Below are 14,468 nucleotides of genomic sequence, written 5' to 3'. Positions count from 1 at the left end.
TATGAAATCGTGGGTGTAGACGGTCGTGAGATCTTATTAGGTGGCGGTAATATTCACTGTATTACCCAACAAATTCCAGCTTAATGTTTTTATTTAAATAAATAAAAAGCTACGATAAATGTCGTGGCTTTTTTATTTAAACAAATAAAAAGAGAAGGTAAATATCGTGAGTTTTTATTTAAATAAAAGGCCACGACAAATATCGTATATTTTTTATTTGGAAAGTATTACTAAGTCGTAATAAATATGACTTTTTTATTATTTTCATGAAAGTAACAAGATTAATTTTCATGATTAAAAATTCACGTTAAGAATTTTTTTTGTTATTTTTATTATGTCTGATAAAACGACTTAATCTTTGAATCGCATTAATAATGCTGAACTCGCTCTGATTATGAATGCACATTCGTATCATGATTTTAAAAGGTTGATTCCTTAGGGAAGTGCAAACAGGTTTACTCTTATTTGTTTGTCTCAGTTACTATCAACATAAAAAATTTCCTGTCAAATATTCATTATCTATTTCTGTTTATTTAATAAGGATTTTGTTTTTGTGTGCATATTTTATGTGCTTAACCATTAATATTATTTCTGCCTGAAAAATTGTTATTTATTTTATTTTTTTCATTATTTCTTTTGAAGATGATTGAGATAAATATAAACGGGCTGAGTGAGTTGATTATGATTAATAGTGGTGATACCGCCTTTGTAATGATTTGTACTGCGTTGGTGTGCATGATGACGCCAGCATTGGCATTATTTTACGGCGGCATGGTTCGTGAAAAAAATACAACAACAATCTTAATGCAAAACTTTATTTGTATGGGTGTTGTTGGTCTATTATGGGTTTTCGGTGGCTTCAGTTTAGTGTTTGGTCATGATATTGGTGGTGTTGTGGGTAACATTACACAATATTTTGGTTTAAGCCATATCGGTGCCAAAGTACATCCGCAAGCTCCGCATATTCCTTTTATGTTGTTCTTTGCGTATCAAATGATGTTCGCCGTGATCACACCAGCCTTGATGACAGGTGCGTTCGCATGTCGCTTTAGGTTTGGCCCTTACCTTAAGTTCTTAGTTCTATGGACTATACTGGTTTACTTCCCAGTGGCTCACTGGATCTGGGGGGGAGGCTTCCTAGCTAAACTGGGCGTAGTAGATTTCGCCGGTGGTATCGTGATTCACACCACAGCTGGTTTCGGTGCGATCGTTTGTGCAGTATTCCTTGGTCACCGTAAACTACAACCTGGTGAGAACGAAAAACCAACTAACATTCCAATGATTGCAATGGCAACGGGTCTGTTGTGGTTCGGTTGGTTCGGCTTCAACGCAGGTGGTACTTACGCTGCGAACACTCAATCTTCTTACGCGTTCTTGAATACTTTCCTAGCGGGTGCAATTGCAATGCTAGTATGGATTTTCTGGGAAACTCGTGGTGGCAAAAAACCGAACTTCACTGGTTCACTTGTGGGTGCTGTTGCCGGTCTTGCGACAATTACACCAGCAGCAGGTTATGTTGATCCAGCCGCCGCTTTGGTTATCGGTGCTCTAGGTGCAACCGCGTGTTTCTTTGCTAAGCATATCCAACATTACTTCAAGTTTGATGATGCATTGGAAGTATTCCGTGCTCACGGTGTGGGTGGTATGGTTGGTGCGTTATTAATCGGTGTATTTGCAAATGCAGCTGTTGGCGGTATTCACGCAGGTATCCATCAGTTCCTAGTACAGTTACTTGCGATTGTGATTGTTGCGATTTATACAGTGGTCATCACTTGGGTTATTTTGAAGTTCTTGAATTCTTGTTCACCAATCCGTGTATCTGAACAAGAAGAAATGGTAGGTCTTGATTTGGTTGAACACGATGAACCAGCTTACCAACGTACTCTTTACAAATAATCATTTAATTCATTAAATGACAGTAATAAAAAAAGCCATCAATTATGATGGCTTTTTTGTTTTTAGAGAAAACTAAATTAAACAGCAAGAGGTTAATCGAGCAAACTCAACCCCTTTCAATGCGGACAGTTGATTAACAATGGCGCGAATTTTTTCTGGGTTGCCTTTAATTGTCATGTTCTCTAAACAGTGATCTTGATCTAAATTAATATGAGTCGAACATAAGATTTGTACCAAATGATAATGATTATATTGAATATTCATCATCTTTTCGTATAAACCTTTGCGGTACTGATCAAACATCAATGTTAATACACCAATAACATCATCTTCGGTTTCTTCCCATTTATTGTCGACTAATCGGTCACGAAATAAATCACGGATATATTCGGAACGAGATTGATAATTTTTGTTATCTAGCTCTGTTTCCATTTTATCAAACAAGGCCTTAGGCAGTGAAGCTGTAAATCTAATGGTTTCATCATGCATATGAATTACTCCATAATAAAAACGTAGCAGTAACATATCATTTTTGTAATATTATTATTAAGTCAATAAATCTGAATAGAGAGTTAAAAAGTTTTGAGTTCTAACGGAACAAAAGTGTACGCTTATATGGTTAAGTATTTGATTGGTAGAGCTTATAAATTATGGCAAGCTTATCTACAGTGTTGCTATAAGAACTAGATTATATCGCTATCTTGCTGATTAATAATCATATTATTCAAATAGAAGATACAGAACATTATTCAGCTCCCGTTAATAAATCTCACCGAATTCAGCGTGAGTTAGAAGAGTACTTCGGCATTATATTTAATTAATGCTCTAAACTAAAAACCCTTACGAACATTATTTTGTAAGGGTTATAGCCATAAAACACTTCACCGCTATCAAATGCCATATAAAAGGATTTATACAATGGCCTCTTACGCCTATCTACGGATCTCAACCGATGCTCAAGATGTGAACAATCAAAAACACGGTATTCTTGAATATGCTAATCGTATGGGATTAGTCAATTTAGCTTTTGTAGAAGATGCTGTTTCTGGCACAAAGAAATGGCGCCAACGAAGATTAGGTTTAATGCTAGAGAAAATGGTTAGCGGCGATGTACTGATCTTTGCTGAAGTTACGCGTATGGCCCGTTCAACTATCCAGGTACTCGAAATTTTAGAGTATTGCATGGATAAAGAAATCACGGTTCATATAACGAAGCAAAATATGGTGCTGGATGGATCTATGCAATCCAAGATCATTGCTACTATTTTAGGTCTTGCCGGTGAGATAGAACGCGAATTTATACGTCAAAGAACCAAAGAGGCATTAGCTGCTAGAGTGGCTAAAGGGATCACATTAGGTCGTCCTAAAGGTAAAGCGACTCGATTAAAGCTTGATGATAAACGCGATGATATAGAAAAGTATTATAAGATGGGATTGAGCTTAAGAGAAATTGCCAAGCTGTTAACTATCCCATCAAGCACATTAAATGATTATATAAAAATCAGAGAGATAACAAGATAAATGTATTACCTTTGTAATACATTTATTTACTGTTTTTATTAAAAATAAAATCAAAAAATATTATTATCTATTGTGGGCAACTGTGTAAATCTTTGATTTTCCAGTTATCCACAATGACTATAAAGATCTATATAAACTATAAAGATCTATAAGAGCTATAAAGACTATAAGATCTATAGGCTTCGTAACTAATTGATAATAAAAAAGAAAAAAGCAATTAAATGACACATTTTAGGTGCTCAAGCAACACATTTTAGGTGCTCAAGCGACAGTTTTTAGGTGTTTGTGATCCTATTTTAGGTGTTTAGATGACACATTTTAGGTGTTTGTGATCCTATTTTAGGTGTTCAGATGACACATTTTAGGTGTGATGAGCCATATTGCTGGGGATAAGCATTATTTTTTAGGGGCTCAATTTCGAAGCTGACCTTTTTTAGGTTCTTATTCCTCAATAGATGACACATTTTAGGTATTCGTACTGCTCGACACCTAAAATGTGTCCTATATCTCACCTAGTTGGTTTAATAATTTAGGGCCGTTCGGCCTCATGCCTGAAAACTGTCATTCATTGGATATTAATAATCAGGGTTACCGCTGACTTCTGTGAGTGTGTTTATTTTATCGAGGAATGCATCTAAATCGTCGTCAGCAGATTGTGGTTCAGGTTCTGGGGTGAAGTGTCGTTTAGCTAACGTTTGTTCAATCTGGGCTGCTTTGTCGTCTTTGCCTATGCATTGATAAGCGATTGCTAGGGTTTCTAATTCCCCATCAGATAGCTTAACGTTTTCTTGCAAGCGTTTGAGTTCGAGCTCTTTAATGGTTTTGATAGCGTCATGTTGATTGAGTTCGTCAATGGTGCCGAGCTTAAGCCAGCGGAATAAAAAACGGATGCCTGTGATCGTCCGTCCCTTTTTCACTAACTCAAAACCAAAATCCCCTTTGTCACTGTCGATAAACAGCAATTCTTTTTTGATTTGTGGGTGTTCAGAAAGATCTTTGATGCTTTGGCGAATACAGCGCTTCATGAATACACTGTTGTTCTTGAATGAGCTTTTGTCTTTCTTGATTTTTCCTGCCTCATCCAGCAAGCCAAATACGCCCTTAAGCTCTTGAAGGCTCTGCGTGTGCATTTCATAGCCCTTACTCTTAAATCGGCTTAGAAGCTCATACAGGCGCTTTGAGTATTCTTTCTTAACGTCGAAAAAGTTACGTGTGTTGATCAACGCAAAACCGTGGTTGTATTCGATATATTCAGATTTGAGCATATCGTTGGGCACCATGGTTAACACACCGTTCTTATAGGCGATATGTTTGAACAATGGACGATAATCAAATTCGATATCCCCTTTGGCGCTCTCTCGTTTAATGCCAATTTTACGGCTGGCAAGACGATTCGCCACTGGACTTAAGTTGCTACCAATGTGTTTGGTGTCAACGCCAAGCCATTCTGATAGTTGGTTAGAGGTGAACTCGTAATGGGGGGTACTATGATCCCAGTCATTCGTTTTCATCTGTGCAATCATCAATGCGAACATATCTGCTTCACGAGCAGATAGATCTTGGCGGCTAAAAACGAGTTGATGGCCTTTTTTGATGTGCTTAGGAAGGTTATCGCTAACAACGGGGTAGTAATATTGTTCGGTGCTCACAAGCTCTGTCCATAGATTACATGACTTAACTTAGTATGACACAATCTAGGTGTTTATTGTAGATTAACACCTAAATTATGTCATCTTTTTTTGGTTTTATTGTTTTGTATAAGTGTATATTTATCAGTGTGTTGCGATATAAAATGTATTACACTTGTTATACATTAAGCTTGTTGTGTCAAATGTTCTTACAACGAGAAGCTAAAATGGGATTTACGTTACCCTGAATTTTTTTGATTTTTTCAGCGCGTTCACATTCCCATTTTGTCACTGGATATTGCTTATCCCATACCGTCATTAACTGGCTTTGTTGACGGCTCATTTTGTATTTTGGATAGACTGTATCAAAGTACATATAAGTACGAGCGATCACTCCACGAGCCCGTTCTGGTGGCTGGGCATCACGATCTTTTTTATCAATGATCATGTCGCAGCTACCAAATGAACGGTAGTTCTTACTGGCTGTTTTAGGCAGCATTACATAGTTGTAGTTTTGGCGGGCAGCGTTAACGGCTCCAATAGCGGGATAGAGGTTATACAAGTCTGATTGCATTAAGCGATATTCAGGGTTGGCTTTTTCGGCACATTTACGGCCTTTAAAATCTTTGCCTTTACTATCGACACATACTTTTGCCCCTTCGCGCCATTCACTAAATGCACGACCAAAGTTCTCCGCTGGTACTACGTGTTCAGCCTCCCAACGTTTTACGCGTTTCTTATAAACCTCAGTAGTAAAACCTGTAGGTAATGTGATGTATTTATCTGCATCAAAATTAGCACCGCAATAAATGGTTTTCATATTTGCAGGGTTGGTATAGATCTGCTTTTGCATGATCTTTTTGGCTTTATTGAATGACGGATTAGTGGTGTTACCTTGTGGGGCTTGTGCCAGGGCTAATGTTGGAAATAGTGCCACGCTGAGTAGAATGATTTTAGTTCGATCCATGAGTTTATCTCTACATAAGGTTTAAAGATCACACTGTGCTGTGTGTGTTATGTAATGTGCTTATAAATATTGAACTGATGCGACAATGTTGAGTATTGAACTTGTGAAATAGTCTTTTGTTTTAGATGATGTTTACGAAGTGAAGTTATAGCCATATTTGCTTTTAATGATTAATTAGATAAGAAAAAAAAGAGAGGTTAATTCCCCCTCTCTTTTTTTATTGCTTGGAACATACCAAAAAAGGAATAGTCCGTCTCTCACTGAATACCTCTTAGAATGACAGATATCGCCTTAGTTGGTTGTATCTGTGTTGATATTAGAAAGTTAATGAGTCGATTTTAAGACGCTTACTTTGTTATTAATTATATTTAACAACACTACAGTTATAGATAAACAATAACTGTGTATATTTACCTATCATTAAAGATTCAATAACACCATCTGACCAATAAGCAATATAATATTCCCCACCCATAAATGAAGGATAATAAAATAATACTGTTATTCTTCTATACATTTAAACTATATACCTTTCTGGGAATATTATTTAAGCATTGCACATCGAGCCTAATATAAATTCATATATAAAGGTTACAAGCCAACTTGATCAGGAGCATAACAAATCAAGTTGGCGAAAAGGTAAGATTGTTATTTGCTAAGTTTTGAAATGTAGGGAATGTTGCGAAGCTTATCTCTCCATGGGAGTCCATAACCGACAAGCATGTCATCGTTATTCATTTCATAAGCGAAAAATTGCGTTACGGGAATATCGATACGACTTGATTTCACAAATAACGTCGCAATGGATAATGATTTTGTGTCATTGTTGGTCAACAAATGCTCCACTAGACGCTTCATTGTACCGCCTGACTCAATGGCATCATCAATCAGAATTACATTTTTTCCTTTAATTTCAATATTTTGTTGATACATAATCTCTGATTGGTTTTGACGATCACCCGGGGTATGAGGGCAAGAGATGTAATCTAAGTAGACATCAAACTCAAGCTGTCTTACTAAGTCTGCGGTAAATAGCATACCACCAGGAACTACGCTAATAATCACTGCTTCATCAAACAGAGCATTGAGTTTTTGAGCAACCAGCGTAACGCCATCTTTAATTTGAGATTGACTGAGTACTTGTTCACCAATATGTTCTGATATAAATGCTGTCATAGTTATATTTCACTTAAATTAAGTAGCTTGCAGACCAGTTCCAGCACTGATGATAAAGATGGCACCGGCATATTTTAATAAAGAATTCAACTCCTGACTGGTGGTTGATCAAGCAGAACCATCAGTCAGGCAAACCTAGGCTAATAAAAGAAAGGTAACTAGTAGCGTGACGTTTGTTTTGCCTTAACATTTAGTAATGGTTATCTATTGCGAGAGAATACTCTCACATTAAAGCCGAAACTATTACTATGCTATCAATTTATATGACAATCCTACCAAAGTGATAAAATGCAGATTTATGACATCAAAGTAGACAGCCAAAACCAAGAGTTGACTACTCATGGTGATGAAGCCTTTCCTTGTGCTTATTATGATGAGGTTTTTTCGCGCTTTCTTAATAGAGAGGTGCCTTGGCATTGGCATGATGAGATAGAGGTTGTGCTTGTGGTTAGAGGGACTACAAAACTTGAGTGTATTGGGCAATCAACAACACTCCATCAAGGTGAAATGGTCTTGATTAATTCAGGAGTATTGCATCACTTTACTGACGTGGGCTCTGAGGATTGTCGAATCCTGAATGTTATTTTTAAACCGCGATTACTTGGAGGTGACCCGGTAAACTTACTGCACAAGAAGTATATTAAGCCTTTGGTAACCAATAGGAGCTTTTTGTTCTATAAGTTTACAGTTAACCATAATTGGCACACTGAAGCGATTGCTGTATTACGCAAAAGCTTTGCCGACTGGGAGAGCTCACAAATTGGTTTCGAAATAACAATGACAGCCAGCTTAATGCAATGCTGGATGCTACTTTGCCGTAATGAGCCTCAACTACTTATAAAGTCGAAAAAAAAGCAGGGAAATGAAAGGCGAGTGCAAAATGTGATGGAATACATCCAAAAGCACTACGCAGAACCAATTTCTGTAGCAGACATTAGCGCAGCGGCAAATATTAGTGAGAGCGAATGTTATCGCATGTTCAAGCAAGCACTAAAGTGTACCCCGAATGGATTCCTGCTCAGTTATCGACTTCGCAATGCCGCAGTAATGCTTAGTGAATCGCAGAGCAAAATTACTGAGATCGCCCAGAATGTAGGGTTCAATTGCCCTGCGTATTTTGCGAAGAAATTTCGTCAAAGCTATGGGGTAAACCCTAAGCAATATAGGACTCAATCGGAGCTTGTTGCAAATAATCAGAGAAGACAGATCTATGCAGTGATGGGTCTAAAATAACCATCGGGATAGAGCGAGGCCTCACAGCCTCGTTATAAAATGTATTACCTTTGTAGTACATTTTAGTTGGCTTCATAAATTGCTTGGATTAACTTTTTCTCATTTACTTGGCCGCGCATCTTCAATAAACCACGTAGTAATTTTGCGCCGGTAATTTTCTTACCCGTATGCTCGCTCAACTCTTCCAACCACAAATTAAGCTCGGCCTTATCGTTAGCTGATAAACGCATAGGGACGGGAGAAGTACCTGTGGTGACATTTCGGCGAGTCGCAACAGTGGTGATTTTGTCGTGTTGTTGTGGCTTCTCTTCTGTTGTATCAAGCTTTCGCTGACTGCGACGATTTAAGGCCGTCATGCCTTTTAATTTAGTCATATAATGTATTACATTTGTTATACATTTAATCTTGCAAGTATTTCTTTTGCAAGGGCTTTATAGTCATTTAGTGCAGTTGAACCTGGCTTGTAGGTTAGCAGTGGTTCAGCACTAACGCTGGCTTGGCCAATCGCTTCTGTTCGACGTACTTTGGCTTTTAATACTTTATCGCCAAGTTCGTTAAGTTGTTCATCAAGGAAGTTGTTGATCAGCTTATTAGCTTTCGCGTATTCATTTCTAAATACCGCAAAGTTCACATCGTCAGTTTCTTTTACTTCTTCTAACGCATCGAGCAGATCGGCTAATCCATTTAATGAGAACGAGCCGCCATCTACAGGAATTAAGAATAAGTCAGCCGCCATCATTGCGTTGACTGAGGTTAAGCTTAGGTTCGGTGGACAGTCTAAAATAACAACGTCGTATTGCTCTTTTATGGTTTGTAGTTGTTTAAGCAGAATACGTTCGCGGTGTACTTTCGTCAGGCTTTGCTCAATCACTCGGCTTAAGCGAATATCTGTTGGGCAAAGTGATAAATTCGCTATGTTATCGCCATCAGCTTGAGCTGGAATAATAGCGTTTACGATACTGTTCTTTTTAGCCGCTTCAAACACATCTGAAATTGTGGTTTTGAATTCAAACTGGCCGCCACTTAATACCACGGTCATGTTGGCCTGTGGGTCTAAGTCGATAGCTAGAGTTCGTTTACCTTCCTTAGCAAATTGGGCGCTAAGGTTAATGGCTGTTGTCGTTTTACCAACACCACCTTTCTGGTTGATTATCGCTATAACTTTCACTGCATAATCCCTTAGTTGTGTATTACAAATGTAATACATTATTGAGATATAGTTTAATCTTTAGTTCTGAAAATTCAAGAACAAAAAGCCTTTATGTGAAGCCTAGAACCTGCTTTATTTCACACACTTCGTCTGCAGTCGTTCCTCCTTTGTTTCAGTGGTTCAACCAAGCCTAACAACGCTTCGCAACGTCTTGTCCCTACGGGTAACAATCAGGGCTATTTAGTTCAAAAGCTAAATCAAGAGCAACAGCTTTCGCTTGCTGTGCCAAGTGCTGCTAAGGCTGGTGTTGTTTCCATGTACTTGTTCGTTTTCTCTTCTCTGTTTACTCATCTTGTTTGCGTTGGCTTTTGATCCTCGCAGCAGCAGAACCTTTTCAACAAGGGTGAAATGCACGCTACGCGCCCTTGCTTCAAGAACCATGCTGTGCCACGGAAAGCCAAGGCGAAAACGGCGATGAAAAACATTCACTAAGGAGAAAAGCGATGGCACATTCCAACTCACACCAACCAAGCACCACTCAGGCTCTACAGCGATGGGCGGCGGTTCTGTGGAATATCAAATTGATCAGCGGCTTTATCAACTGTATGAAAATCTACGGGTATGTAATCCAAGCGTGCTAATTATGGTTAATGCGTTAAATGTAGTGATACGCCAATATCCTGCATTGGGGCCAGTGATTACTACTTGTGGTGATCTTGAGTGTTTTATTGCGGCAGTAACGGAATATGAAGCGGAGGCAGAATTATGAGTTATATGGATATTGCGAAAATCATTTTAGATCAGCTAGGCGGTAACCGGTTTATTACTATGACGGGGGCGAAGCATTTTGTAGGAATTGCCGATCCTGGCTTGCAGTTTGATTTGCCAGTTAGTGCTGGAGCGTTAAATAAAGTTACGCGGTTACGGGTGATGTTAGACCCAAGTGATACTTATAGCGTGATTAGTTATCACAAGCTGCGTGGTCAGTTGGATTATGTTGAAGTAGGGCGTCAATCGGGGATTTATTGCGATATGTTGGAAGGTACATTTACTGAAATGACGGGGTTATATACGTCGTTGTAGATGTTGGTTATTTTTAAACTGCCTTGATTGATGATCAGGGCAGTTCGTTATAGATACTTAACGGGAAGATAATTTATTCTTATACGCAGGACAAAATAATGATCATGCTAATGATGATAATCATGCTAAATATAGTTGCCTGTTTTAAGTTATTCTTTACCTGAGCTTCTTCATCGATTCTAGTTTTCTCTTCGACTTGTTTCTCAAGTCTTGCTTGTTCTTTTAGTCTTGTTTGTTCCTCAAGTCTTGCTTGTTCTTTTAGTCTTGCTTGTTCTTCAAGTCTTGCTTGTTTCTCAAGTCTTGCTTGTTTCTCAAGTCTTGCTTGTTCCTCAAGTCTTGCTTGTTCCTCAAGTCTTGCTTGTTCCTCAAGTCTTATTGTTTCTTCATCGATTAAGTATTGAAAGCGCAACGATATATATAATGCTTTAGCTTTTTGTTCATCATGTTCAGTTTCAGATAGGGCTTGAACCCATAAACCATCTAGTCTGTAGTCACTTTTTAATTCGTTGCTTATTTGTTGATATAAACGTTCGTTATTCAACCTTTCTTGTGCGTTTTTACTACTCATTTTATATGGTTCAATTCATATATATATCAATATGATATTTATAAATGAGTTTATAAAAAAGTGAAAACCATAAACTGTTACAACACATTTCATATTCTTATGGGTGTTATTTGGTTGATTCGAGTATTGGTTTTTATTCCTACTAAACAACGAACGAACACTGTTCGTTCGTTGTTTTTGTTCGTATTTTAGGCTGTAATTTATAACAGGTTAATTAATAGCGGTGATGATATGAGCGTTTCTCTTAGTGGTAATCAGTTACAAGATAAAGTGACTCAAATTTGTAATGATCTTTATGCAAAAGGTCAGAAGGTTAGCGTTCGTATCGTGCTTTCAATGCTGCCTGATGTCAGCAGCACTTCAACAGTGCATAAATACTACAAGGCATGGAAAGATGAGCTTGAAGCTAATCAAAAATCATTGCTTGAAAAAATGGGTTTCTCAGAAGAATTTACACGTGTGTTTATGGCTGAGATCACTCGTCATGCAACAGAGGCCGAACGCCGTTACCGTGATATCGCTGATGATGCTAAAGAGCAAAGCTTGATTGCTATTGATGATCTTGAACGTGCAGAGGAACGCTTACATAAGCAAACAGCATTACTTGAGCAGCGTGAAAAACGTATTAAAGAAGTAGAAGCTGAATTATCACAAGCAGATAAAGCACAACAAGCTGTTACTCAAGAATTACGCCAACAGATTGAATCGTTAACTAACCAACTCACTGAATCAAAGGCTAGTAATGAGCGTGTGCGTACTGAGCTGGCGAAAAATGAATTACTACTAGAGAGTAATAAAGAGCTAGTTGCATCAACCAAGACGCAAAATATTGAGCTTAATGATCAAATCAAACAACTCAATGCTGAAGTGATTGAGCTATCTAAAACAGTAACTCGTTTAGAGTCATCATAAGAGAGTAAGCAAGAGCTTATAGATGAACTAAAAACGAGTAAACAATCAATACAAGAGCAAAATCAACAGCTTGATAGAGACTTGCGCGAGATACAGCAAGAGCGTAATACACTACAAGTATCATTATCTGATCTTAAATCTACTCACTCGACAAACACACAGCGTCTAGAGCAATCACAATCGGAAGTGGTTGAGCTAAAGACGAATATTAAGCAGCATGTTGAGACTATTGAGCAGCAGCAGGGAACGATTAAGCACTATGAAGATTTGCTTTCAAAAGAGAGCAATGAGTAAGCATTGGTGATGTGTAGTCCAGTTAATTATGTTAACTGGACCTCGTTTTAGATAGGGCTACTTGTTAGCTTCGCGTAGGCAATTACACAGAATTTAGGACACTCTCTATGTGTTAGACCACCTGTTCTCCAATTGTAACTGGTAGTTCAAGCAATACTTCCCAAAAACAATCAGGATTAGGACCTTGATTACCCTTCCAATACTCATCAGCAAAATATGAACAAACGAGCGAAGTCAGGTTGTTCTCTAACAACACCATATTTCCTTTGAAATACGACCCTTCAGAAAATACTTCAAATATTCTATCGGTTGGTTGCCCGAAATTCGTACGAAACACTTTAGCTTCTTCAATTGTTTCGCAAGCAAATGAACATTCAAATCTTGATGGGATCTCAGGGAAATTAGCTCTCCTTACATACTCAAATAGCAACTCGATAGCTGAATTTGATATTTGCCCATGACTGCCTTTTTTTAATAAATAATTTTCACCATGAAATGAAACGCCACTTGGAAATAGTGAGTCGACGTGAACCTGTAGTGCTTTTGGATTTACATCATCATACTTAGTAATATTAATTACAGTACCACTAGATAGAGTACCAACCCTATCCACAGTATAAAATTTCTTCATTTAGACCTCCAAATTTATAAAACACAAAACCAAATCATAAAGATCGCAATCGTCACTTGTTTAAAATGCGCAAAAAAAAACTTCACATACAAAAATACTGTCCTTTCAGACGGCATTTCACATTCATGACGAAATCTATAAAGTTATTTTAATAAGATCTGATTCTGTAGGCTGAGTGTCTTGAATATGACATATTACTAAAGCAGTATAATCTCTATATCTAATCGCAAATTCTCTTAAAAATGTTTCACCTGCCATTTCCTCATTAGATAAAGAATTCCCCGTAGATATTATCCAATCGTCTACATTTTGTTGTTCATAACCCGATGGAATCGCATTCTTAATTGATTCTTTTGCATCACTTAAAGTCATAAAAATCCGTTTTAATTAATAATTAAATTTATTGTTAATCTTATATTGTTCAACACGAAATATAGTCACTTATCTATTACCGCTGAACAAAAACACCCGTCAAATAGCCCTTATAAACGATTTTAAAGGCTCAAACACCTGCCAATCGACTCAAGTATGACTTTTCTCTAAAAACAGCTGTATTTAACAGTATGCACCTTATCGGCACTTCGAGATCGTACTTCATCTTAAATTTGGGTTATAAGGCTTGTTTTAAGATTGTTTAAGGCGCCGAAAATCAGTGTTGATTGCTTGTTGGGTATGTTACGAATTGAACCTAAAAGAGATTAGATCTCATATCAGGCTGACAGTACCAAAAGACGGACTTTCTTCACCAGAGATAATGCCGGCCAGCTGGCGAAATTTTTCAAGATTACACTTCCTCGGCCATCACACAACAGCACCGCCGTGGTTAACGACATTCAGACAAGCTAAATCGCCACAGCGGTAAATGTCATGGCCTCAAAAGCACAAACTTTCTCAATTTAGCTGGCCCTCTAAAAGCGTCTGCCAACCCCTAACCCCAAGCATGGGGAAGTTTACGCGAGCGCAAACAAGAGCCTGACGCACAGCAATAGCTCACGTTATTTTATTTAAAGGAATAGTGTTGCGGTTCGCTATTGCAGTGCGAATACGTGTCGTGGGGTAGCCGCTTCAGAATTACGGCTGTTTTATGCTTCGTCCCTCACCAAAACCAACCTTAACATAATGGATTTTATGCGAAATTGTTACGTGCCTAGCCCCAGCAAGCTGGCGGGCACTGGGCAACTTCAAGCATAAAAGGCAATTATGTTAAATTTAGCGCGTCCACGTTGGACATTGTGGTTGCTGTGGCCACAAGCCAAATCAAAAGCCTAGCAGTGGCAGGCAAGCTGCCTTTATTTATCGTTTAATGGGCAAGCCATAAAGCGGGCAAGGTGTCGCCCCGCCATTAAAAAGCGCAATGGCCGTGCGGTTGAGTTTTATGGTCTATTTGCTGTTTAGTTGGTGTTGTTAGG

Annotated in this window: 18 protein-coding genes; 8 read left to right on the top strand and 10 right to left on the bottom strand. The window is 38.2% G+C overall.

Annotated features, from left to right (window positions below; all coding sequences use genetic code 11):
- Both PPBDW_RS00170 and PPBDW_RS00165 read left to right on the top strand, forming a co-directional pair.
- Positions 1-84, top strand: an 84-nt coding sequence (locus PPBDW_RS00170) for an agmatine deiminase family protein (RefSeq protein ID WP_207860786.1), incomplete at its 5' end; no start/stop codon positions are given.
- 597 nt (positions 85-681) lie between these two features.
- Positions 682-1,896, top strand: a complete 1,215-nt coding sequence (locus PPBDW_RS00165) for an ammonium transporter (protein ID WP_036788304.1) — start codon at positions 682-684, stop codon at positions 1,894-1,896.
- Positions 1,897-1,968: 72 nt separating this feature from the next.
- Here the strand turns inward: PPBDW_RS00165 and nikR are convergent, their stop codons facing one another.
- Positions 1,969-2,385, bottom strand: a complete 417-nt coding sequence (gene nikR, locus PPBDW_RS00160) for a nickel-responsive transcriptional regulator NikR (protein ID WP_036788301.1) — start codon at positions 2,383-2,385, stop codon at positions 1,969-1,971.
- 429 nt (positions 2,386-2,814) lie between these two features.
- On the opposite strand from nikR, the gene PPBDW_RS00155 reads away from it, so the two are divergent.
- Positions 2,815-3,417, top strand: a complete 603-nt coding sequence (locus PPBDW_RS00155; RefSeq protein ID WP_036788298.1) for a recombinase family protein — start codon at positions 2,815-2,817, stop codon at positions 3,415-3,417.
- Positions 3,418-3,992: 575 nt separating this feature from the next.
- On the opposite strand, the gene PPBDW_RS00150 is transcribed toward PPBDW_RS00155, so the two are convergent.
- The 3 genes from PPBDW_RS00150 to PPBDW_RS00140 form a co-directional block, all read right to left on the bottom strand.
- Entirely contained in the window at positions 3,993-5,066 is a 1,074-nt protein-coding gene (locus PPBDW_RS00150; protein ID WP_036788295.1) for a replication initiation protein, read from the bottom strand.
- A 178-nt stretch (positions 5,067-5,244) separates the two neighbouring features.
- The gene (locus PPBDW_RS00145) at positions 5,245-6,012 is read right to left on the bottom strand and encodes an endonuclease (RefSeq protein ID WP_207860784.1); all 768 of its coding nucleotides are present in this window, start codon (positions 6,010-6,012) and stop codon (positions 5,245-5,247) included.
- Between the two features lie 648 nt (positions 6,013-6,660).
- Positions 6,661-7,188, bottom strand: a complete 528-nt coding sequence (locus PPBDW_RS00140; protein ID WP_036788293.1) for a phosphoribosyltransferase — start codon at positions 7,186-7,188, stop codon at positions 6,661-6,663.
- Between the two features lie 288 nt (positions 7,189-7,476).
- Here PPBDW_RS00140 and PPBDW_RS00135 point away from each other — a divergent pair, with 288 nt between their 5' ends.
- Positions 7,477-8,421, top strand: a complete 945-nt coding sequence (locus PPBDW_RS00135; protein WP_207860782.1) for an AraC family transcriptional regulator — start codon at positions 7,477-7,479, stop codon at positions 8,419-8,421.
- A 62-nt stretch (positions 8,422-8,483) separates the two neighbouring features.
- On the opposite strand, the gene PPBDW_RS00130 is transcribed toward PPBDW_RS00135, so the two are convergent.
- From PPBDW_RS00130 to PPBDW_RS00120, 3 genes are all read right to left on the bottom strand, one after another.
- On the bottom strand, positions 8,484-8,795 hold the full coding sequence (locus PPBDW_RS00130) for a hypothetical protein (RefSeq protein ID WP_036788291.1): 312 nt from the start codon (positions 8,793-8,795) through the stop codon (positions 8,484-8,486).
- 17 nt (positions 8,796-8,812) lie between these two features.
- Positions 8,813-9,589, bottom strand: coding sequence for a ParA family protein (locus PPBDW_RS00125; protein WP_036788288.1), 777 nt, complete (start codon positions 9,587-9,589; stop codon positions 8,813-8,815).
- A gap of 234 nt (positions 9,590-9,823) precedes the next feature.
- Positions 9,824-10,093, bottom strand: coding sequence for a hypothetical protein (locus PPBDW_RS00120; protein WP_207860780.1), 270 nt, complete (start codon positions 10,091-10,093; stop codon positions 9,824-9,826).
- 46 nt (positions 10,094-10,139) lie between these two features.
- Between PPBDW_RS00120 and PPBDW_RS00115 the strand changes: the two genes are divergently transcribed.
- The gene (locus PPBDW_RS00115) at positions 10,140-10,340 is read left to right on the top strand and encodes a hypothetical protein (protein WP_207860777.1); all 201 of its coding nucleotides are present in this window, start codon (positions 10,140-10,142) and stop codon (positions 10,338-10,340) included.
- Positions 10,337-10,654, top strand: a complete 318-nt coding sequence (locus tag PPBDW_RS00110; RefSeq protein ID WP_207860776.1) for a hypothetical protein — start codon at positions 10,337-10,339, stop codon at positions 10,652-10,654. The genes PPBDW_RS00115 and PPBDW_RS00110 overlap by 4 nt, the downstream gene beginning before the upstream one ends.
- 79 nt (positions 10,655-10,733) lie before the next feature.
- Here the strand turns inward: PPBDW_RS00110 and PPBDW_RS00105 are convergent, their stop codons facing one another.
- The gene (locus tag PPBDW_RS00105) at positions 10,734-11,222 is read right to left on the bottom strand and encodes a hypothetical protein (RefSeq protein WP_036788284.1); all 489 of its coding nucleotides are present in this window, start codon (positions 11,220-11,222) and stop codon (positions 10,734-10,736) included.
- Between the two features lie 231 nt (positions 11,223-11,453).
- On the opposite strand from PPBDW_RS00105, the gene PPBDW_RS00100 reads away from it, so the two are divergent.
- Complete coding sequence (locus PPBDW_RS00100) at positions 11,454-12,134, top strand: DNA-binding protein (RefSeq protein ID WP_036788321.1); 681 nt, start codon at positions 11,454-11,456, stop codon at positions 12,132-12,134.
- A gap of 81 nt (positions 12,135-12,215) precedes the next feature.
- The gene (locus tag PPBDW_RS22760) at positions 12,216-12,428 is read left to right on the top strand and encodes a hypothetical protein (protein WP_036788281.1); all 213 of its coding nucleotides are present in this window, start codon (positions 12,216-12,218) and stop codon (positions 12,426-12,428) included.
- A gap of 112 nt (positions 12,429-12,540) precedes the next feature.
- Here the strand turns inward: PPBDW_RS22760 and PPBDW_RS00095 are convergent, their stop codons facing one another.
- Both PPBDW_RS00095 and PPBDW_RS00090 read right to left on the bottom strand, forming a co-directional pair.
- Entirely contained in the window at positions 12,541-13,059 is a 519-nt protein-coding gene (locus PPBDW_RS00095; protein WP_036788277.1) for a DUF2441 domain-containing protein, read from the bottom strand.
- A 135-nt stretch (positions 13,060-13,194) separates the two neighbouring features.
- The gene (locus PPBDW_RS00090) at positions 13,195-13,431 is read right to left on the bottom strand and encodes a hypothetical protein (protein WP_036788274.1); all 237 of its coding nucleotides are present in this window, start codon (positions 13,429-13,431) and stop codon (positions 13,195-13,197) included.
- Positions 13,432-14,468 lie beyond the last annotated feature (1,037 nt).

This window comes from Photobacterium kishitanii (assembly GCF_000613045.3).
Lineage (GTDB): Bacteria > Pseudomonadota > Gammaproteobacteria > Enterobacterales > Vibrionaceae > Photobacterium > Photobacterium kishitanii.
This window is presented reverse-complemented; position numbering and strand designations above follow the sequence as displayed.